We start from the raw sequence: 22,451 nt of genomic DNA on the forward strand, positions 1-22,451 counted from the left end.
GTATAAAGAGTCAAACACTATCCCACCCTTTATCGCATAGATTTTAATAAGTTGAAGGATTATCTCCAAAAACAGAAATGTAGCTCTTTGTTAAGTTCAGGAATATAAAGAGCGTGGTTATGAAGATTATGTTAAAATGGAAACAGATATAATAAGTAGGTGGAAGACAATGAATAGTAAAGCACAAAAGATGTTCGAAGCTATTAGAGATAATGAGCTGGAAATTGCACAAGTATTTTTTAATGAGTCACTAGAGCTTGCTATGGAAGAAGGCGACCTTGAGGGACTATCTGAATTCGCGGAAGCCCTACATCATGCGGGTTTTCTAAGTGAAGCAACGACAACCTATCAGTTGTTAAAACAATTGGCGCCCCAATATGAAGAATGGGATCTATACATGGCCGAGATAGCAATTGATAATGATCAAATTTCAGAAGGGATTGATCTATTACTTCAATTCGATTCGAAGAGTGAATTGTATCCAAATGTTCTCTTGGTTCTGGCTGATGCGTATCAAAGTTTAGGTCTTTATGAAGTAAGTGAACAAAAAATACGTGAAGCAATGTCCTTACTTCCGGATGAACCAGTTCTAAAGTATGCTTTGGCGAAACTTTTTTATACAATCGGCAGCTTTAAGAAAGCGATACCGTTGTATGAGGAATTATTTGAAATAGAGGAAGAAATGCCATGGGAAGACAATATTGTGATGCAGTTAGCGGAATGCTACCACGGTATTGGTGAGTTTGAAGAAGGTATATACTATTTGGAGCAGTTACAAACCTCTGATCACAGTTCGGATAGTTTGTTCCAATTAGGTTTTGCGTATTTGCAAACGCAAGCTTACGGACGGGCCATTCAAATTTTTGAAGAGTTATTGGAAAAAGATCCTGATTATCTGAGTGTTTACTTGTACCTGGCACAAGCTTTGGAAGCTGATCAACGCCTGCCGGAAGCTTTGGAAAAGATGTTGTTGGGCGTAAAAGAAAATCCTTTCCAAGCTGAGTTTTATCTGGCGGCTGCGCAATTGTATCGTAAGTTGAAGCAAACGGAAGCAGCTGAAGCGTTACTCGACAGTGCACTTGAATTTGAACCTGAGTTCGTTGAAGCGGTACTTCTGAAAGTGGACATGGCAATGGATGGAGAGCGTTATGATGAAGTTGTAGCGTACTTGGAATCAAACCCTGACAACGTTAATCAACCGTATTACCAATGGCGTTTAGCACGCGCTTATAATGAGTTGGAAGAATTCGAGAAAGCCAACGACTATTACAAAAAAGCGTATCATTATTTCGTTGATAATTTAGATTTCTTAGAAAACTACAGCGAATTTCTTCAAGAAGAAGGGAATCTTGACATGCTTAAAGAAGTAGTGGAACAAGCACTGTTAATAGATTCAAACAACCAGTATTTTATGGATATTATGATCAATCGATTAAGTTAGTTCATCTTGTAAAAGGGGGTGGGGACATGATTCGACCTTCGCTTGAGGAAAAGAAAAAATTCCTGACGTGGTTTATTCAGAATTATCAACTTAAAAGACGGGAATCTTTATGGATATTGAACTACTTGCTAAACCATGAGCTCCTGCTTAAAAATGTTCATTTTGTTGAGAATATTGCTCTGACTAATCGTGGCATGGGACTTTCCAGTGTTGACAGCGACCAAGAACCATTTGTTTATTACAAAGAAGGCAAGCGTTTTGATGATCCTGAACAAGCATTTCATGATTTACGTCTTAATTGGAAGGAAGACTTCTACTTAGAACTTTATTTTGATGGTGCATACCAAACTTTGAGTTCATACGGTATTCTCGAAAAGAATCCGAATGAAACAGAAGAAACAGCTTTTACAAAAGAAACAAAGAAATCAGTAGAGGAATCTTTAGTAAGACTGGGTTGGCAACAAAGAAAGAGCCACTTACTCACGTTAATTGATCAATCCTTGACTGATAAAGACGAAGAAAAATTCAATAAGTATACTGAAGAATTAAAAGCAATCGACGAAAAAAATATGATTTGAATTACCGCAGTGGGTAATGGAATGGATTAAAATGATTAATGTAAAGCAAATACCAGAATTTAATAAAGCTCTTCCGCTGATAGAGACCATTGAAGACGCGGGATATGAAGCTTACTTTGTCGGAGGTGGCGTGAGAGATACGCTCCTGAATCTATCAATTTCAGATGTCGATATTGCCAGCAGTGCGACACCTGATGAAATTCAGCGTATTTTTCCAATAACTTTTGATGTTGGCATTAAACATGGAACGGTTATGGTTTTGAATGATAAAGAAACATACGAAATAACCACATTTAGAACTGAATCGAAATATGAAAAATTTAGACGTCCAGAAAAAGTGGACTATGTCCGAAGTCTGCAAGAAGATTTGAAACGACGTGACTTTACGATTAACGCTATCGCGCTTAGTCGGACAGGTGTTATTAAGGATCCCTTTGATGGACAAGAGGATATAAAAGCAAAGTTGATTCGTGCAGTGGGAAATCCGGTTGAACGATTTAGAGAAGATGCCTTACGTATGATGCGCGCGGCTCGTTTTGTCAGTCAACTTGGATTTGAAATTGAAGCGGAGACGAAAGAAGCAGTTGTTGATTATCACCCCTTACTTTCCAAAATTGCTATCGAACGCGTTCGCGAAGAATTTGTAAAGTTACTGATGGGGCGCAACCGCAAAGGTGGCCTTAAGTTTTTTGTTGAAACCCGTCTCTTTCATATGTGTCCCGGCTTTCAAAATAAGCATGAGGAATTGATAGATTTAGCACTTTTTCCAATGCAATTTAAGACATCGTTATCTGCGTGGACGACTCTTCTTTATTTCTTCTCTGTTCCACAAGAAAATGTAGATAGCTTCTTACGTGGTTGGAAACTGTCTAATAATGAAATCAGTAATATTCAAAAAGCTTATCGTGCACTAATCATAAGATTTGATAAATTTTGGGATTATCCATTATTATTTGAGACAGGAATCGAAATTGCAACTGAAATCGAAGAGCTAATCACCGGTTTTGGTTTCACAAATGATAGTAATCGTTTGCTGGCCCTCGATAAAACAATGCCAATTCACAGAATTCAAGACATGGCTATTAACGGTAAAGAAGTAATGGCTCTCTTGGATACGCATCGCGGCGGTCCTTACTTAGGGGAGATTCTTGCAGATGTTAAACAACGTATTCTCACTGAAAGACTTGAAAATAACAAAGCAGTCATTAGTGAATTTATTGATAAGAGGAGATTAATTTACTTGGATGAAGTAATGATGAAATCTTATACTGTCACAGAAGAAGAAACTGCTGAGCATGTTGGATCGGGTGATTTAGCGGTTCTATCCTCGCCCAGTTTAATTGCGTATATGGAAAACTGCTGCAAGGAAATGATGAAGGATTTGCTGAATGAAGGCGAAACTTCTGTCGGGACCTTCGTTACGATGAAGCACAGTGCACCATCTAAAGTTGGAGCAGTTATTGTAATCGAGGCACGTATTAAGGAACTAAGCGGCAGTAAATATTCATTTTCAATAGTTGCTAAAGATTCCGATGAAATAATTGCACAAGGCGAACACACACGTGTCATTGTAAAGTCAGAACGGTTTATGAAAAATGTTACAAAGTGAAATAGTAAGCTGTTCGTTAATTCTACAAGAATCTTTAATTTATTATTGCTTTTTGTTTCCATTTCAATGCAAAGTATGATAAAATATTCACAAGCTATCAAATAGGAGTGATAATATGAAAAAAGTAATGGCGCATTTAAAAATTATTTTCCGAAATGGTGAAACCTGGACAATTAACCGGGAGCATATCGGAGATTTATGGATAAAGCAAGTAACGACAAGCTATGGTAGAATTGGCAACAGCGAATTTCAAGAGATTCACCCGTGTGAATCATTGCGTATCGAGCTCTCGCAAGAAGCTGATCACGTGCATTCAAGTGACATCAACCTAGGTGGAATTGAAGCAGGTATGTTCGACCGTGTTGCGAAATATCAAGATATCGAAATGATGGATATTATGTATCATGATGAAGATCATCCGAAGTCAGATACAATCGTTCAAAGTGACCGTATTTACTTCCCATATAAAGCTTTAGACATAGATGGCAATGACAATGAATACCAATCATCTAAAGTCGTTAAAGATAAGTTGTATATTGTAGTAGATCCAAACCATACAGTAGACGATATTTATCCTGATAAATAATAATCTAAATAGTAAAGGGCTGGGACATTTGTCTCAGCCCTTTACTATTTGTGTTGCAGCCGAAGTATGAGTAAAAGGCATTCTCTTTTCCTGGAATAACTTGTTTGAACCCCTACTAATATAGGTCTTTATCTAGTAAAATATATAGAGTGACAGGAATGTAGTGTAGAATCGGGGTATTATCCAAATGGGATTTAAAGATAGAATTTTTGCTGTTGTCGATTTAGAAACAACAGGATCAAGCTATAAAAATGGCGATCGGATTATCCAGATTGGCATAACATTTGTTCAGCACAATACGATCTTGCAAGAATATGATTTCAAGGTCAATCCCGGGAAAAAGATTCCTTTGATGATTGAACAACTGACAGGTATATCGAATGCAGATGTTAAAGATTCACCGTATTTCGAAGATATAGCAGAGTATGTTTTTAATCTACTTGAAGAGTGTGTATTTGTTGCGCATAATATCGGTTTTGATTACTTTTTTTTGAGCCAATCTTTCAGTGATGCTGGTTTACAAGAGTTGACAATCCCTGGTATGGATACGGTAGAACTGACTAAAATATTATATCCAACGCTCGACAGTTATCGTTTATCGGACTTGTCGCGCCATTTTGAATTAACGCATCTAAATGTTCATGATGCTGCCGGGGACGCAAGAGCAACGGCAGAATTACTCTTACAGTTGCAAGAAAAGGCTGTTTCGCTGCCACTTGTTACCTTAGAGAAATTAAATCAATTAAGTAACCAAACTCAAAGGAATAACGCTGACTTCTTCGCGATGTGCTTAGAAATGAGCCGAGAACAACGGGCGCCACTATCTTCAGATATTCATATAGCCAATAGCCTGGCTGTTAGAAAAGTCACCTCCTTAAATGAGCAGACAGATTATCGTGCCAAGGAAATGTACAACACTGAAAAATTATGGCAAGACATCATCTCAAATAGTTCATTTCAATCCAGAGAAGGACAGTCAGATATGATGACCCAAATTGAAATGTTCTTAAATAATAAGGACGAAAGTGCCTTTGCGATTGAAGCACCGGCTGGATTTGGCAAGACTTTGGCCTATGTTGTCCCGGCTATCTTGCGAGCAGATCCAAAAAATAAAGTAATTATAGCGACTTCCACTTTATTACTTCAAGAACAGTTAGAAACAGTAATGATTGGTTTGCAGAAAACTTTACCGTTCCATGTAGCGTTTGCGACGTTAAGCAGCCGCAAGCATTTGATTAGCCTGGATAAAGTAGAGAAAACAGATATAGCAGAGCTGCGTGGCACAGAAGCATTGGTAATGATGAGTGTGTTCGTTTGGTTGACTGAGACTGAAACAGGAAATTTATCGGAGTTAAGTGCAAGTCATCGGATGGGGACATTATTAGATACGTTAACGTACGATTTTGAAGAAAATGATTCGCACGATAAAGAGCGCCATTTGGACTATTTTACGCATCATCAAAAAAAAGCGAAAGAGGCCAGTATTTTAATCACAAATCATGCGTATCTGAGTCATCATTTCGAAGATATTAAGTGTTATTCACCGGATGGCGCATTGACATTGATTGTTGATGAAGCGCACCGATTAGCATCTATCTACAAAGATAAAGAAAAAGTTTCTTTCCCTTTATCAGCTGTGAAACGAAAAGTACTTAAATTTTCAAATGTGGTCAGAGATTACCGGGAACACTTAGAGCAAAATGCTAAAATTGCATTTCCTCACTATGAATTAATTAACTTGGAATTTGCGATGGATCAGGTCATTCATACGTTAGCAGAATTGGAAGTGCAACTTGCCGCACAGGTACGTGAGACACAAGAATCAGTGAAAGAGGGACACTATCTGGAAGGTGAGTTTATCGATAGTGCTTGGTTCAGACGTTTTTCTCGTAAGTTATTACTGCATTTCGAAGAACTCAAGTTAATGGAAGCACGTTTTATGGAACTGGAGTTTACGGACAAAGAGAATTCCTTTACGCGCAGATTGAGTGGATTCCTTGAAACGATGGAAACACGAATGAGTGAGTTCCACGCGATACAATCAAACGACTTTTATAGTTATTATTCCCTTAAAGTCAATCATAAGGGTGACAGTAAAACGTTTAATTTGGAGAAAAGCCATTGGGATATTGGCGAAAAATTACAAAAAGAAATCAAAATGACTTTCGAACAGACCTTGTATATCAGTGCCACGTTGCTGCTAGAGGAACATTCTCATTATTTTTCTCGTAAGATTGGTTTGGACAACATCCATGCTATTACGTATACGTCCCAATTTGAGGATCAAGACAAAAAAATAGATGTCTTTATACCAACCGACATTGGTGCAGTAACCAAAATGGATCACCATGAATGGCTGAATATGTTGACGAAATTTGTTTTTGAATTGGTTAGTCATTCAGAAAAGAAAATTTTAGTTCTATTCAATTCAAACAAAGTGTTGGAAGAAGTGTTGATTCGTCTGAGGAATCGTAATGACAAAGAGAAGAAAGCCATCGAATTTCTGGCACAAGGGTTCTCGGGAAGTCAACGCCGGGTGCATCGACGCTTTTTGGAAGCTGAGCAGGCTGTTCTACTAGGCAGCGGCTCTTATTGGGAAGGGGTAGATTTTCCTGATCAACCTGTAGAGGTTTTAGTGATGACACGTCTCCCATTCGATCCGCCTGACACGCCCGAAAATCGTGCGATTGAAGCGTACTACCGCGAAGTTGGCGGAGCTAACGCATTCAGAAATGAATCACTCCCGAAAATGATTATGCGTTTGATTCAAGGCATGGGGCGCATATCCAGAAACCCTGCGGATAAAGGAATTGTGTATTGTTTAGATACACGCTTGGTGCATAGTCCCTATGCCAAACAAATCACGGCTAACTTGCCGTCAGGAATAAAAGTGCATGAAACAAATTTTGAAGAATTATTTTCTTAGAAATACTGACAGAGAAGCAAATAGTGATTTCTTTTTTAGTGATTTTTGAGTATGATATTAGAATATAGGATTGGCTTGACGATAGAGGAAGAGGGTAAACGTGTGAAAAGAAATATTGTAATGGGGCTAATTGGTGTATTGTTTGTATTAATTGTTGGCTCATATTCGATCTTTTATCAATCCCAAAGACCAATTGTCCAAGCTGAAAGTGAAGCGGCTGCGATTGCTGAGCAAGTTGGAGCTGTACAAAAAGTTGAAGATTTCTTTTGGTATAATGGAACGGATGCAACATATTTTGCAGTTTCCGGATATACTGACGCGGATAAACTTGTTTATGTTGTAATTAAACAAGACGGTGGACAAACTTGGGTATTTGATTCTAATGAGATTGTTACGGAAGATGAAGCAAAGGCAATCGTTCAAGCAGTTGAAAATCCTGTGAGCATGTTAGAGGCACGTATTGGAATTGATTCTGATGAACCATTTTGGGAAGTCGCTTATAAAGATGCAAACGGCAAATTAGGCTATTATCAGTTATCGGCAAAAACAGGTCAAAAGATAAAGGAATTTAAGAATATCTAGGGATGGTGATGTTGTATGGTGAAAATTTCAGACCGTATGCTCCAAGTAGAAGAATCTCCGACACTTGGGACATCCAATAAGGTTAAAGAACTTAAAGCGCAAGGTATGGATATTATCAGCTTGACTGTTGGTGAGCCAGATTTTCAAACACCGCAACACATTCGTGATGCCGCAATAAAAGCGATACAAGACAATAAAGTGAATCATTATGTGGCGACTCCTGGTATTTTGCCATTAAGGGAAGCGATTGTTGCTTATCATGAAACGCACGATGGTATTACCTATGAGACAAACGAAGTCATTGTAACGACTGGAGCCAAGGATGCGTTATACGGCTTGTTTCAAACAATTCTCAATCCAGAAGATGAAGTTATTATTCCGGCTCCGTACTGGGTAAGTTATACGGAACAAGTCAAATTGGCGGGTGGTATCGCTGTTATTGTTGATTCTAAATCAGAGAATGAATTTAAGGTGTCCGTTGCTGATTTAGAGGCAAAACGAACTGGAAAAACAACCGCGATTATCTTAAATTCACCGAACAATCCAACTGGAACGATATACTCCCAAGATGAATTGGAAGCAATTGGGAATTGGGCGGTGGAACATAATATCCTTATCGTTTCTGATGAGATTTATTATAATTTGTGCTACAACGGGAATGAAGCGGTCTCTGTTGCTTCCATTTCTGAGGAAATAAAGAACCAAACCATTGTCATTAATGGTGTTTCCAAATCGTATGCGATGACAGGTTGGAGAATTGGCTATGCCATGGGGAACAAAGAAATTATTAGTAAGATGACGGAATTTGCAGGTCACTCAGCGAATCCGGCTGCAGTCAGTCAATATGCCGCTCTTGCTGCATTAAAAGGCCCACAGTCTGTCAGCGAAGAGATGCAACAAATCTTCGAAAAACGATTGAATCACTTTTATCCCTTACTTGAAAAGATTCCTGGCTTTAAGCTAGTGAGACCGAGAGGCGCATTTTATATCTTTGTGAATGCTAAAGAGGCTGCTGAAATGACGGGGTACAGTTCTGTTACAGAGTTCTCATTGGCCCTGATTGAAGAAGCAAAAGTCGCTGTTATCAGTGGGGATGGTTTTGGCTTCCCGGACTATGTTAGAATAAGCTATACGCTAAACGAAGAAACATTAACGGAAGCAGCAACAAGAATAGAGGATTTTATTGCTAAAAAAGCAAAAGATTAATTAAAGGGGTTAGTGATGTTGGAAAGAATTACGATGAGTAAGGCTCAAGAGTTTTTAGGAAAAGAAATTAAAATCGGCGCATGGGTAACAAACAAGCGCAGTAGTGGGAAAATCGCATTTTTACAATTACGTGATGGCGACTATTATTTCCAAGGTATCGTATTGAAGAATGAGGTTGAACCGGAAGTTTTCGAAACAGCAAAAGGTTTGACGCAAGAAACCTCAATTATGTTAACAGGTGTTGTTCAAGAAGATACACGCTCTAAATTAGGTTATGAGTTATTAGTTAAAGACATTGAAGTTTTAGGTGAAAGCCATGACTACCCGATTACACCGAAAGAACATGGAACTGAGTTCTTGATGGATCATCGTCACTTATGGTTGCGTTCATCAAAACAACATGCAATCTTAAAAATTCGTAACGAAATTATTCGTGCGACTTATGAATTTTTTAATAAAGAAGGCTTTATGAAAGTAGATCCACCTATTCTAACGGGTAGTGCTCCTGAAGGAACAACAGAACTATTCCACACAGAATACTTTGATCAAGAAGCATACCTGTCACAATCAGGTCAACTTTATATGGAAGCTGCAGCAATGGCTTTCGGTAAAGTGTTCTCCTTTGGACCAACGTTCCGTGCTGAGAAATCAAAAACACGTCGTCACTTAATTGAATTCTGGATGATGGAACCTGAGATGGCATTCATGCATCAAGATGAAAGTTTAGAAGTTCAAGAGCAATATGTTGCGTACCTGATTCAATCCGTTTTAGATAACTGCGATTATTACTTGGATGTTTTAGAACGTGATAAAGAAGTCTTGAAAAAATACACGCAATTACCGTACGACCGTATTTCATACGATGATGCGATTGAATTGCTACACAAAAATGACTTTACTGATATCACATGGGGAGACGACTTTGGTTCACCGCATGAGACATTTATTGCCGAGCAATCGGACCGCCCAGTATTTATTTTGAACTATCCAAAAGCAATTAAACCGTTCTACATGAAAGAACATCCGGATCGCGATGATGTTGTATTATGTGCAGACTTGATTGCTCCAGAAGGATACGGAGAAATTATCGGGGGAAGCGAACGTGAGGTAAACTACGATAAATTAAGTCAACAAATCGAAAACTTTGGTTTGTCACTAGAAGACTATGAATGGTACTTGGACTTACGTAGATACGGTTCAGTTCCACATTCTGGCTTCGGATTGGGATTAGAAAGAACAGTAACATGGATTTCCGGGACAGAACATATCCGTGAATCAACAGCCTTCCCACGTTTGTTGAACCGTCTATACCCATAATATAGGATATAGCGACATAAATAATTAGATATAAAAAGAGGCCGAGACATTTGTCCCAGCCTCTTTTGAATAGGAGAGTGATTAAATGAGTGATTTACTGGATAAATGGTGGGAGCAGGGGCAAACAATCATTGAAAATGGGCTTTTGACTCATTACCGGATTTTAGGATTAGATAGTGAGGAACTCATATTTGTCATTCAATTAAAAAGTTATCTCGATCAGAAGCAGTACTTCCCGAGTATGTCGGAAATTGGTGACAGAATGGGTGTTAAAGAATCAAAAGTATTTGCGATTTTACACGACTTAATTCAACGGAATTTAGTGGCAATAAATACAGAAAAAGATAACACCGGCAAAGACTTTGATCGTTATTCCTTAACACCCCTCTATCGGAAATTAGCTCATGTTTTGGAAAAATCAACACTGCAAACGAGCGAAGTAGAAAAGGATATCAATCTCTTAGAGATTTTCCAACAAGAATTCGGACGGCTACTAACACCTATTGAAATGCAGACGATAGGTGAGTGGATGGATAAAGATCGCTATCAAACAGAACTAATCCTTGAAGCATTAAAAGAAGCGGTTCTGAATCAGAAATACAGCTTGCGTTACATTGACCGTATCCTTATGTCTTGGGAGAAGAAAAATATTCGGACTTCCGTTCAGGCAAAAGAAGAGACAAAGCGCTTTTCAAATTATCAAGAACGGCCACCAGTGACGCAACCGCAGGAATCATCCGAACGCATTCCTTTGTTTAACTGGCTTGAATCAGAAGAATAACGAACCCAATAAAAGGACCCGCACCCCGTATATTCCGGGGTGCGGGTCCTTTATTTTTACTATTCAGCAGGCGGCGTGTTTGAGGATTCCGGTGGGGCGACTGATTCGCTTGGTTGGCTCTCAGGAGGAACGCTACTGGATTCACTTTCTTGAACGGATTCGCTGCTTTCTGAACTTTGTTCTGATTCACTGGAAGAGCTACTTTCTGATTCCTTGCTTTCTTCCTCTTCTTCAGGCTTTTTAGGTTCTTCAATTTTAATTTGAATTGTTGCATTTGGTGATGTCGTTGTGCCAACTTTAGCACGGACGGTGATGCTCACATTACCTTTAGGCGGATTATCAATAACGATAGTTGTATCCGTTGTAGGTCTTGTTGCTGCACCGACAGTAACATCAAACTGAGGGGTGCGTTTATCAGCTTCAGCGAGCTTGTATGCATCCCAAGTAACGGTTAACTTGTCTGTATCTTTGTCGTAGGTTGCTTTTAGACCAGTAGGTGCTTTCAGCTCTTCACCGTACTTTTTAGAAACGGTAGTTGGTTCTGTCCCTTTGACAAATAATTCGGTAATCCGCATCTCGTTCGGTGTGTTCGGACCTGGTTTTGCAACGGGGTTACTATATTTCTCCATTGTTGCTTCTACGACGGAGTCCGGTTTAATCCAATCTGAATTGTCTTTATCAGTAGAGACGTAATTCATTAATTCGTTGAAAATGTGACGCGTAATTTCTCTTGTTTGGAAGGGCAGGTAGTTACCTTCTAGCGTTACTTCCTCATACCCCATCCAAACGGCAATAGAATAATTTGGTGAGTAACCTACAAACCAAGAATCTTTCGCCACGTTCATATCATGTGTTGCACCCACAAGCGCAATTTCTTCATCACTAAATTCTTCTGTACCGGTTTTACCAGCAATGGGAACGCCAGGAACGAGTGCATTTGGAGCTGAATCTGTCACAACGTCTTTCATCATATCTGTCATCATATAAGCAGTAGAATCTTTCATTGCAACTGTTCCATCTGGAGCAAACTCGTAAACATTCCCATCAGAGTCAATGACGGATTGAACCGTGTAAGGATTATAATAGGTTCCACCATTTGAGAATGCCGCATAAGCTGCTGCCATTTGGATATTGGTGATATCTCCTTGGATGGCACTTGAAGGATAAATATCATTGCTTCCATTTTTTTGGATGCTTTCGATACCCAATCTACTTAAGAATTCATCTGCGTTATCAATACCAACCACTTCGTTTAACAATTTAGCCGCAGGAACGTTTCGGGAGTCAACCAACGCTTCCCGAATAGTGAGTGAACCGCGATAATTACCGTCGTAGTTTCTCAATACTGAGCCATCGGGATATGTCCATTCCTCATCTACGATAAGCGTTCCGGTTGAATAGTTATTGTACTCAATCGCGGGTGCGTAGTCGATAATCGGTTTGATTGTAGATGCCACACTTCGGTTGTTTTGGTTCGCATAGTTTACAGCTAGTAAATTAGATTTTTTACGGTTACCGACTACAGCATTTAGTGCGCCGGTGTGAACATCAACTAAAGTGACAGCCGTTTGTACTTCGTCATCAGGAAATAGAATATACTCTTCGGAATTGACGATATCAAACAAACGTTGTTGGGCATCCATGTCCAGGTTGGTCTGAATTGTCAAACCGCCCATTTCAACTTCAAGTCCAGTCTTTTCATACACTTCATCCATAACCAATTGGATGTAGGAATCAACGACCAAAGAGTTATCAACGTCATTAGAATGATCCACTAAATTTTCTGTCACAGGAACAAGTGTTGCTTCAGAACGCTCTTGTTCAGTGATGACACCTTTATCAACCATCATCATTAAAACGATATTTCGACGTTCCTCTGTTTCAGCTGGATTAACGTAAGGGTCATAGTAGGAAGGAGCTTGGGGCATACCTGCTAGGGTTGCGGCTTCTGGCAGCGTTAAATCTGCAAGGTCTTTGCCATAATAGTACTCAGCAGCAGTCGCCATTCCGTACACGTTGTTACCCATGTAAACTTTGTTAATATAAAGTGCTAAAATTTCATTTTTTGAAATTTCACGCTCCAATTGTAAAGCCATCCATGCTTCTTGTGCTTTTCTTTCTAAGGTTTGATCTTCTTCGGAAGTAGAGAAGAAGGAAAGTTTAATCAATTGCTGCGTAATTGTACTCCCACCTTGGGAAATACCACCACCACGAACGTTCGCAAGTGCAGCTCCTAAAATACGAATCGGATCGACACCTAAATGGTCGTAAAAACGTTGATCTTCAATTGATACAACAGCATTTTGAAGCAGTTCAGGAATTTCATCCAAGGCTGCTAGTTCCCGGTTCTGAGCGCCAGCTCCGACTTCGGTCGCTATCGAGCCATCGAGAGCGAGTAATTTTGATGGCTCCGTATCTTCTAATGCTTCACGATTCACTTCGGGAGCGTTGGCAGCATAATAAGCGAAAAGTCCGGCGCCGGCCAGAAGGGCGATAAAGCCTAGTGCAATAATCCCTAAAATAATTTTTTTCAAAAGACCGGTTTGTTTTTTCTTATTCGTTTTTTTCTTATTTGTCCTTTTTTTGCCATTTCCTTTCTTGGTCGTGCTTTGTTTTCTTTGTTGCCTTGTTTGCGTCTGCTTCGGCATATTCTTCACCTCTTATTTGTTTTCGTTGCCGATAATAGTATCGAGAGCTTTTAAGTAGTCAAGAGCAGGACGAAAGCCATACTCAATTTCGTATCCGTGTTCTTCTATATAGGTCAGGGGGATTGATTTCCGCTGATCAGTTGAATGTTGCTTCTCCCAGTATAGCGAGAGGTGTTGGCTTTCCAACAAAAAAACTCTGTTTAATGTAGAGAAGCGGATGATGACGAACGTAATTCCGCCCATTTCATAGCATTGCTTCATATGGGTGATTTGGTGTTCATGGAAATTCTTTAAAGGAAAAGATAATTTATTCTGCGTTTCTTTAGCTTCAAAATCAATATACTTCCCGCGATAAATGCCATTAAAGTCCGTTGTTGATGAGTGTCGATAATACGCTTCTTTAATAACTGCGGCGCTTCTTTTCGGATAGTCTACTTTAACGACTTGAATAGGAGTCGGTTTTTTATGGATGACAGCTATTCCTTTTTGAAGGTAGTAGGCATTCGATTCAGATAGCTGGTCTTCCAATTTCATTCCACGTTTAGCGTGGCTGGCAGAAGCCGTCTTTTTTACCTTGGTAATTTCCTTAATTGGTGATCGGTAAATTTTACCATTTGGATAATTAATTGTCATGCAAACCTCGCTCCCTCTGTTAGATTTTAGCAATTTTACCTAAAAAAAACAGTGCTTTAGTTTTAAGTTTATATAAAATCATCATTCTGACAGGGTTGATTTTATCATCATTCATTCTTATTTCAAACAGGTTAATGGTTCTCTAACCGTTTTATGTTTACTTTAAGGTACTTCTAGTGTAAACTAAATGAGTATGCAATGGTACATTAATTGCGAGAATGATACATTTTTGGAGGAAAGATCATGACTGTAAATTGGGAAAAAACAGGCACTAACGAAGGTGTCTTAACATTTGAAATACCTGAAGCAACAATGCAAGCAGAAATGGATACAGTATTTAAACGTGTAAGAAAAAATATTACTGTACCTGGATTCAGAAAAGGAAAAGTTCCGCGTCATATCTTCAACAAACAATATGGCGAAGCTTCATTATTTGAAGACGCATTGAACCAAGCTCTACCAGCAGCATACGATGCAGCTGTTAAGGAAGCAGGAATCGATCCTGTAGCACAACCAAAAATCGACATCAAGAGCATGGAAAAAGGCCAACCATGGGTACTTACTGCAGATGTAACGGTTAAACCTGAAGTTAAATTAGGTGAATACAAAAACTTGACTGTTGAAAAACAAGACCGCGAAGTTACAGATGCTGATGTTGAAGAAGCATTGAAACAACGCCAAGCGAAACAAGCTGAATTAGTTATTAAAGAAGATGCAGCTGTTGAAGGCGATACAGTTGTTATTGACTACGAAGGATTCGTAGGAGAAGAAGCTTTTGAAGGTGGAAAAGACCAAAACCATTCATTGGAATTAGGTTCTAACTCTTTCATCCCTGGCTTCGAAGAGCAACTTGTTGGCGCTAAAGCTGGCGACGCGAAAGATGTTGTTGTGACATTCCCAGAAGAATACCACGCAGCTGACTTAGCAGGCAAAGAAGCAACTTTCAAAGTTGTTGTTCACGAAGTTAAAGGTAAAGAACTACCAACTCTAGATGACGAATTTGCTAAAGATTTAGAAGAAGAAGTAGAAACTTTAGACGAATTGAAAGCTAAAATCCGCAAAGAATTAGAAGACAGCAAAAACGCTGCAGCTGATGAATTTGTTCAAGATGCTGCTATCCGTCAAGCTGTTGAAAATGCAGAAGTTGTTGACTTACCATACGTAATGGTTCATGACGAAGTTCACCGTCAAATGGATCTATTCTTGAACGATATGCAACGTCAAGGGATCTCACCAGAGCTTTACTACCAAATTACTGGTACAACTGAGCAAGACTTGCACAAGCAAATGGAAACAGATGCTGATGTTCGTACGAAAACAACACTTGTTCTTGAAGAAATCATTAAAGCTGAGAACATTGAAGTTACTGAAGACGAAATCAACGAAGAAATTACAACACTTGCTGGTCAATATAACATGGACGTTGAACGTGTACGTGGCCTAGTAAGCGAAGACATGGTTACAAACGATATTAAAATGAAGAAAGCAATGGCATTAGTTACTGATACTGTTGTTGAAGCTTAATTCATAAATAACACGATAAAAGGGGCATTGCATTCAGCAGTAGCCCCTTTTATTTCAATGTAAGCGTAAGAGTTGTGATTTGGTCAAAATATGTTAAGATTAAATGCGTTATTAAAGAGGAAAACTCAGGGTTATAGAGTTTTCAAAGACATAGAGAGAAAGGAAAATGCATATGTTCCGAGATGATGGCACAAGCATTCACTGTTCCTTTTGTGGGAAATCTTCCGAGCAAGTAAAGAAAATTATTGCTGGACCAGATGTGTATATTTGTAATGAGTGTATCGATTTGTGTAAAGAAATAATTGATGAAGAGATTTACAGTGGTGAAGCAGTTGAATTTGGTGAGGTTCCAAAACCACAAGAAATTCGTAAAATATTAAGTGATTACGTTATTGGCCAAGATAGAGCTAAGAAAACTCTTTCTGTTGCTGTTTACAATCACTATAAACGTATCAGCCAAATGGATGCACAATCAGCTGATGGTATTGAATTACAAAAGAGTAATATTTGTTTAATTGGTCCAACTGGTTCCGGTAAGACATTCCTAGGTCAAACCTTAGCGCGTATTTTAGACGTTCCATTTGCAATCGCAGATGCGACAAGTTTGACAGAAGCGGGTTATGTTGGTGAAGATGTGGAGAATATTCTCTTGAAACTTCTTCAAGCAGCGGATTATGATCTTGAGCGTGCACAACGCGGGATTATTTATGTGGATGAGATTGACAAGATTGCACGAAAAGGCGAAAATGTTTCCATTACACGTGATGTCAGCGGAGAAGGTGTTCAACAAGCACTTCTAAAAATCCTTGAAGGAACTGTAGCGAACGTTCCACCACAAGGAGGACGTAAACATCCGCAACAAGAGCTTATCCAGTTTGATACAACAAACATTCTTTTCATTGTTGGTGGTGCCTTCGATGGTATCGAAACCATTGTAAAAGAGCGTTTGGGTGAGAAAGTCATTGGATTTGGTCAAACAGCGCAAACAAAAGAAGAGGCTGAAAAGAGCCTGATGCAACAAATTATTCCGGAAGACTTATTAAAATTCGGTTTAATTCCAGAATTCATCGGACGTTTACCAATTATGGCAGCTCTAGAGAAATTAACAGAAGCGGATCTAGTTAAAATCTTGACGGAGCCTAAAAACGCACTAGTTAAGCAGTACCAAAAACTACTTGAGCTGGACAACGTTGAGTTGGAGTTTGATGAAGAAGCATTGAACGCGATTGCTAAACATGCGATTGCACGTAATACCGGAGCACGTGGTCTTCGTTCAATTATCGAAAACGTTATGTTGGACATTATGTACGAAATCCCAAGTCGCGACGAAATTTCAAAAGTTGTAATCACAAAAGATATTATCGAGGGTAATGGTCTGCCGTTGTTGTACGACGAAGACGAACGCTTGATTAGTTAATCTTTTCGATGAAACCAATGTTTGGACAAATTCCCAAACATTGGTTTTTTCATGTATAATATAGAAAATATTTAGAGGAAGTGATACCGATGCATGTACAAGATGCTGAAATTATTATAAGTGCAGTTGATCCTAAACAATATCCCAGCACAGGATTACCAGAATTCGCACTAGCTGGAAGATCGAACGTAGGGAAATCGTCTTTTATTAACAAAGTAATCAATAGAAAAGCGTTAGCACGGACATCAAGTAAGCCAGGAAAGACGCAAACATTGAATTATTATTTAATTAATAAAGCTTTTTATTTCGTCGATGTACCGGGTTATGGATATGCGAAAGTATCTAAAACAGAGCGTGCCAAATGGGGACAAATGCTGGAAACTTATTTCACGCAACGTGAGACATTGTGCCACGTCTTATTGATGGTTGATTTCCGTCACCCACCGACTGCTGATGATATTCAAATGAAAGATTTTATAGAGTATTACGGTCTACCTTATACAGTCGTTGCGACAAAATGTGATAAAATTCCGCGTGGTAAATGGAATCAACATGCTTCTGTCATTAAGAAAGCTATGAACTTACCAAGTATGGAATCCCTTATTGTTTTTTCTTCAGAGACAGGAGAAGGAAAAGACAAAGCATGGGGATTGATCAGTCGCTATTTAAATGAGTAATTCGTTCTAAACTGAAAGAGGTTCCTTCAAGAAAACGTTCGTTAAGCTTCAGTTATCGATTGATAATAAGGAGGTTTTTTAATGGTGCGCATACAGAAAGAACGATTTAAATATACCAAGGAAGAACGCAGTTGGATTATGCAAGACTGGGCAAACTCAGCATACTCAATCATGATTACAACTGCTGTTTTTCCTTTATTCTTTAAAGCAGTTGCTGAATCGGGTGGGCTGGACAGCGCCACTTCAACAGCTTACTGGGGTTATGCCAATTCAATCGCAACGTTGGTTATTTCACTCTTAGCCCCTGTACTGGGAGCTTTAGCAGATTACAAGAATCAACGTATGCCGTTGTTTACGTGGTTTACGTTAAGCGGTATTTTAGCAACAGTGGGCTTCGCTTTTGCTCCTGAGGGCAACTGGCAGTATTTGTTTTTATTTTATGTTCTTTCTGCAATTGGATTCTCGGGTGCCAATATTTTCTATGATGGTTCGTTGGTAGATGTAACCACGTTAACGCGCATGCACCGTGTTTCAGCCGCAGGATTTGGTTGGGGTTATATTGGTAGTTCTATACCGTTTGTTCTTTTCATTATTTTACAACTAACCGGCATATTACCAATCTCCCAAGTCATGCTGATTAAGCTAGGGTTCGTGATGACGGCCGTCTGGTGGTTCATTTTTACGATTCCGTATTGGAAAAATGTACAACAAAAATCCTACATTGAACGGGAACCGGAAATTGTTCGCAGTAGCTTCAAGCGTTTGTTCCATACGATTAGAGATATTCGGCAACATAAGCAGGCTTTTTTATTTCTATTGGCCTATTTCTTTTACATTGACGGAGTAGGAACAATCTTTAAGATGGCAACGGCGATTGGGAGTGACATTGGTCTCTCGTCGAATGATTTAATAGTCGTCATGTTGGTCGTTCAGTTTGTAGCATTTCCGTTCTCTATTCTTTATGGTATGCTGGCAAAACGTTTGGGTGCGAAAAACATGATTTTCGTTGGAATTACAACATATATTATTATTTGTGTTTATGCGTTGCAGCTCGAAAGCTTGCAAACTTTTATCATTTTGGCATTATTGGTAGGTACAGCACAGGGCGGTATTCAATCGCTTAGCCGGTCTTTGTTCGGACAACTCATTCCGGAAGGTCGTTCTAACGAATTTTTTGGTTTTTACAATATCTTCGGTAAATTTGCAGCGGTGGTGGGACCCTTTTTAGTAGGAATTATCGCACAAATAACGGGCAACTCATTAGATGGTGTGTTTGCTTTAATTGTGTTATTCGTTGTCGGTGGGGTGCTATTAGTACGCGTCAAAATTCCCGAAGTACATGAAGTATAATTTTTAAGCTCCGTTTCAGCTAAGGCTGTCGCGGAGCTTCACACGTTATCTAAACAGGAACATTGCTTATTCGCGCAAAATTTGGTATAATTACTATGTATTTTTATGCACATTTTTGAGTAGGAAGCGTAGTAAAGAGGTGGTTTTTTGGCAACCAGAATTCCAGAGGAAACAATTAACAAAATAAGGTTAGAAACAAATATTGTCGATGTTGTCAGTCAATATGTGCAGTTAAAAAAAAGAGGAAAAAACTATTTCGGTTTTTGTCCGTTTCACGATGAACGAACACCATCTTTTTCTGTAACAGATGAGAAACAGATTTTCCATTGTTTCAGTTGCGGTAGAGGTGGGAATCTATTTACATTTTTGATGGAAGTAGAAGGCATCAATTTTGCTGAATCTGTAAAGAAAGCCGCTGAAATGAATGATATTCATCTGGATATCGATTTAGATACGAATAAACCTCAAAGCGAATTACAGGATAAAAAAAATAAATTGATTGCCATCCATAATGCTACTGCGGCATTTTATCACCAAGTATTGATGAATACCGTAACCGGTGAACCTGCTCTCGCCTATTTAAAGGAAAGAGGATTTACAACTGAATTACTGCAGGAATTTCAAATCGGCTTTTCACCTCCGGACAAGACCGCTACCCAAAAGATATTAGAAAACCAAAATTTCGCAGCGTCACTCTTAAAAGAAACGGGGATTTTTTCCGACAGATCGGATTCTTCAGAATTATTAGACCGATTTGCAGGGCGTATTATGTTCCCGCTTCGCAATGAAAAGGGTGCGACCGTAGCTTTTTCAGGAAGAATTCTTCCAACGGATAATGCAGAAAAGTCTGACTATCACGAAGCGAAGTATTTGAATAGTCCTGAAACGATTCTATTCTCCAAACGTAACTTTCTTTTCAACCTTGATAAAGCCCGTGTGAATATGCGAAAGACATCGGAAGTTGTCTTATTTGAAGGATACATGGATGTTATCTCTGCATGGAATGCGGACCAAAAGAATGGTGTTGCCTCCATGGGGACGGCGTTGACGGACGAACAGATGCGAATATTGAACAAAACAGTTGATTCGGTAGTGCTTTGTTACGATGGTGATAGAGCGGGGATGGAAGCGACAAGGAAAGCCATTGATTTGTTGAGTACCAATCAACGGTTTGATATTTCTATTTTTCCGATGCAGCCGGGTATGGATCCGGATGATTATATACAAGAAAAGGGTCCGCAGGCTTTTCGTGAGGGGATCCAAAATCATAAAGAATCAATTTTCCAGTTTCAATCGCGTTTCTTAAAAACACAGATAGACTTGGATTCTGAAAAGAACCGAGTAGAATATCTGGAGCGCATGTTGAAAGAATTAGTTCAGGTTGATTCGATTATCGAAAGAGAACTCTATTTGAACGAGCTTGCAGAAGATTTCGATATTGATTTAGCAGTGTTGAAAAAACAACTGCAAGAATATCAGCAAGTCCATATGCAATCGAAACGGCAAGAACCGCAGTATCAAAATCCGAGTGAATCGGTTGCAACCATCACATTGCCGACACGGCAAGAACTAACCAAGATGGACACGATTGAACGGCAGATACTCAATCGCCTGTTTCATCATGAAGAAGCCTGGCACTACTTAAACGAAGTAGCCCCAGATTTTCACTTCTTAAATGAACAGCATCAAACGATTTACTTTTTATACAGTGCTTTCCGCGACGAGATACAGTCCGTGGGTCATGTCGATCATTTCTTGGATCGTCTGCGTGACCAAAAACTAACTGAAATTGTATCAGAAATAAATATGAATGAGCTTGAAGCTGAGGTTTCAAGGCAAGAAATTAGTGATATTATTATCAGTTTGAGATACGAATCTTTGCAGAAAGAATTAAGTCTGAAGAATCAAGAAATGAAATCAGCGAGTCGAAATAATGACAAAGAGAGGGCAAAAACCCTTTTAGCTGATATAATCAACTTGAACAGACAATTGCGGACGGCAAGAAAATAATCCATACTGGGATGGAGGAATCATTTTATGGCAATAGAAAAAAATGAACAAGGTAAAACAATCGAGCAAGTTACGAATAAGGTGATCAAGGAACAAAAACTTCTTGGATCTATCTTTTATGACGATTTGACTGATAAAATCGCAACACCATTCCAGCTTGATGCCGATGAAATGGATAAACTAATCCAAAAAATGGAAGATAGCGGGGTCAGCGTTGTTGATGCTGATGGTGGTCCAACTGCCCGTCAATTAAAGACCAACGAAGTGGCTAAGAAGACTAAAAAAGAAGAACCGATTGAAGACGATACAGCAGCTCCACCAGGGGTTAAAATTAATGACCCGGTAAGAATGTATTTGAAAGAAATCGGACGTGTATCACTTCTTAGCGCTGATGAAGAAAAAGAATTGGCTATCCGTATTCAACAAGGAGAACCAGAAGCGAAACAAGAGCTTGCTGAAGCAAACTTACGTCTGGTTGTTTCTATTGCGAAGCGTTATGTGGGCCGCGGTATGCAGTTCTTGGATCTTATCCAAGAAGGAAATATGGGATTGATGAAAGCTGTTGAGAAATTTGACCACGAAAAAGGGTTCAAATTCTCTACTTATGCGACATGGTGGATTCGTCAAGCAATCACACGTGCGATTGCTGACCAAGCACGTACTATCCGTATCCCTGTACATATGGTTGAAACGATCAATAAACTTGTTCGTATCCAAAGACAACTTTTACAAGATTTAGGACGCGAACCAACACCAGAAGAAATCGGTGCCGAAATGGACTTGCCGACTGAAAAAGTTCGTGAAATCCTGAAAATCGCACAAGAGCCTGTTTCTCTAGAAACGCCTATTGGTGAGGAAGACGATTCACATCTAGGAGATTTTATCGAAGACCAAGATGTAACGAGTCCTGCTGAGCATACTGCTCAAACATTATTGAAAGAACAATTAGAAGAAGTATTGGATACATTAACGGACCGTGAAGAAAACGTATTACGTCTACGTTTCGGTCTGGATGATGGTAATGTCCGTACACTTGAACAAGTAGGGAAAGTATTCGGGGTTACACGTGAGCGTATTCGTCAAATCGAAGCGAAAGCACTCCGCAAATTACGTCACCCAAGCCGCTCAAAACAATTGAAAGACTTCTTAGAGTAAAAAAGTAAAAG

Annotated in this window: 17 protein-coding genes; 15 read left to right on the plus strand and 2 right to left on the minus strand. The window is 39.2% G+C overall.

The features are described 5' to 3' along the window. The first annotated feature begins 169 nt into the window (after positions 1–169). The 9 genes from G7058_RS11115 (at position 170) to G7058_RS11160 (ending at position 11,026) form a co-directional block, all read left to right on the plus strand. Positions 170–1,441: a tetratricopeptide repeat protein gene (locus G7058_RS11115; protein WP_166063587.1), complete on the plus strand. Its 1,272-nt coding sequence runs from the start codon at positions 170–172 to the stop codon at positions 1,439–1,441. Between the two features lie 26 nt (positions 1,442–1,467). Further along, positions 1,468–2,019, plus strand: a complete 552-nt coding sequence (locus G7058_RS11120) for a ReoY family proteolytic degradation factor (protein WP_166063588.1) — start codon at positions 1,468–1,470, stop codon at positions 2,017–2,019. Positions 2,020–2,050: 31 nt separating this feature from the next. Next, on the plus strand, positions 2,051–3,628 hold the full coding sequence (locus G7058_RS11125) for a CCA tRNA nucleotidyltransferase (protein ID WP_227004446.1): 1,578 nt from the start codon (positions 2,051–2,053) through the stop codon (positions 3,626–3,628). 115 nt (positions 3,629–3,743) lie between these two features. Then, the gene (locus G7058_RS11135; protein ID WP_166063589.1) at positions 3,744–4,214 is read left to right on the plus strand and encodes a hypothetical protein; all 471 of its coding nucleotides are present in this window, start codon (positions 3,744–3,746) and stop codon (positions 4,212–4,214) included. A 187-nt stretch (positions 4,215–4,401) separates the two neighbouring features. Beyond that, the gene (locus G7058_RS11140) at positions 4,402–7,140 is read left to right on the plus strand and encodes a helicase C-terminal domain-containing protein (protein ID WP_166063590.1); all 2,739 of its coding nucleotides are present in this window, start codon (positions 4,402–4,404) and stop codon (positions 7,138–7,140) included. 102 nt (positions 7,141–7,242) lie between these two features. Further along, on the plus strand, positions 7,243–7,722 hold the full coding sequence (locus tag G7058_RS11145; protein ID WP_166063591.1) for a cell wall elongation regulator TseB-like domain-containing protein: 480 nt from the start codon (positions 7,243–7,245) through the stop codon (positions 7,720–7,722). An 18-nt stretch (positions 7,723–7,740) separates the two neighbouring features. Then, entirely contained in the window at positions 7,741–8,928 is a 1,188-nt protein-coding gene (locus G7058_RS11150) for a pyridoxal phosphate-dependent aminotransferase (RefSeq protein ID WP_166063778.1), read from the plus strand. Between the two features lie 33 nt (positions 8,929–8,961). Further along, positions 8,962–10,245, plus strand: a complete 1,284-nt coding sequence (asnS, locus tag G7058_RS11155; protein ID WP_405002870.1) for an asparagine--tRNA ligase — start codon at positions 8,962–8,964, stop codon at positions 10,243–10,245. 85 nt (positions 10,246–10,330) lie between these two features. Then, entirely contained in the window at positions 10,331–11,026 is a 696-nt protein-coding gene (locus G7058_RS11160; RefSeq protein WP_166063592.1) for a DnaD domain-containing protein, read from the plus strand. A 59-nt stretch (positions 11,027–11,085) separates the two neighbouring features. Here the strand turns inward: G7058_RS11160 and G7058_RS11165 are convergent, their stop codons facing one another. Both G7058_RS11165 and recU read right to left on the minus strand, forming a co-directional pair. Next, positions 11,086–13,674, minus strand: a complete 2,589-nt coding sequence (locus tag G7058_RS11165; protein WP_166063593.1) for a PBP1A family penicillin-binding protein — start codon at positions 13,672–13,674, stop codon at positions 11,086–11,088. Between the two features lie 12 nt (positions 13,675–13,686). Further along, positions 13,687–14,307 (minus strand): Holliday junction resolvase RecU, encoded by a 621-nt coding sequence (recU, locus tag G7058_RS11170; RefSeq protein WP_166063594.1) that lies wholly within the window; start codon positions 14,305–14,307, stop codon positions 13,687–13,689. Between the two features lie 243 nt (positions 14,308–14,550). On the opposite strand from recU, the gene tig reads away from it, so the two are divergent. From tig to rpoD, 6 genes are all read left to right on the plus strand, one after another. Beyond that, positions 14,551–15,831 (plus strand): trigger factor, encoded by a 1,281-nt coding sequence (tig, locus tag G7058_RS11175; protein WP_166063595.1) that lies wholly within the window; start codon positions 14,551–14,553, stop codon positions 15,829–15,831. Between the two features lie 172 nt (positions 15,832–16,003). After that, entirely contained in the window at positions 16,004–17,248 is a 1,245-nt protein-coding gene (gene clpX / locus G7058_RS11180; protein ID WP_166063780.1) for an ATP-dependent Clp protease ATP-binding subunit ClpX, read from the plus strand. Between the two features lie 89 nt (positions 17,249–17,337). Further along, positions 17,338–17,925, plus strand: a complete 588-nt coding sequence (gene yihA / locus G7058_RS11185; protein WP_166063596.1) for a ribosome biogenesis GTP-binding protein YihA/YsxC — start codon at positions 17,338–17,340, stop codon at positions 17,923–17,925. 81 nt (positions 17,926–18,006) lie between these two features. After that, positions 18,007–19,275 carry an MFS transporter gene (locus G7058_RS11190; protein ID WP_166063597.1) on the plus strand — a complete coding sequence of 423 codons (1,269 nt, stop codon included), beginning with the start codon at positions 18,007–18,009 and terminating at the stop codon, positions 19,273–19,275. Between the two features lie 147 nt (positions 19,276–19,422). After that, positions 19,423–21,285: a DNA primase gene (gene dnaG, locus G7058_RS11195; protein WP_166063598.1), complete on the plus strand. Its 1,863-nt coding sequence runs from the start codon at positions 19,423–19,425 to the stop codon at positions 21,283–21,285. Positions 21,286–21,312: 27 nt separating this feature from the next. Continuing rightward, the gene (gene rpoD, locus G7058_RS11200; protein ID WP_166063599.1) at positions 21,313–22,440 is read left to right on the plus strand and encodes an RNA polymerase sigma factor RpoD; all 1,128 of its coding nucleotides are present in this window, start codon (positions 21,313–21,315) and stop codon (positions 22,438–22,440) included. Positions 22,441–22,451 lie beyond the last annotated feature (11 nt).

The organism is Jeotgalibaca porci (genome assembly GCF_011299095.1).
Classification (GTDB): domain Bacteria; phylum Bacillota; class Bacilli; order Lactobacillales; family Aerococcaceae; genus Jeotgalibaca; species Jeotgalibaca porci.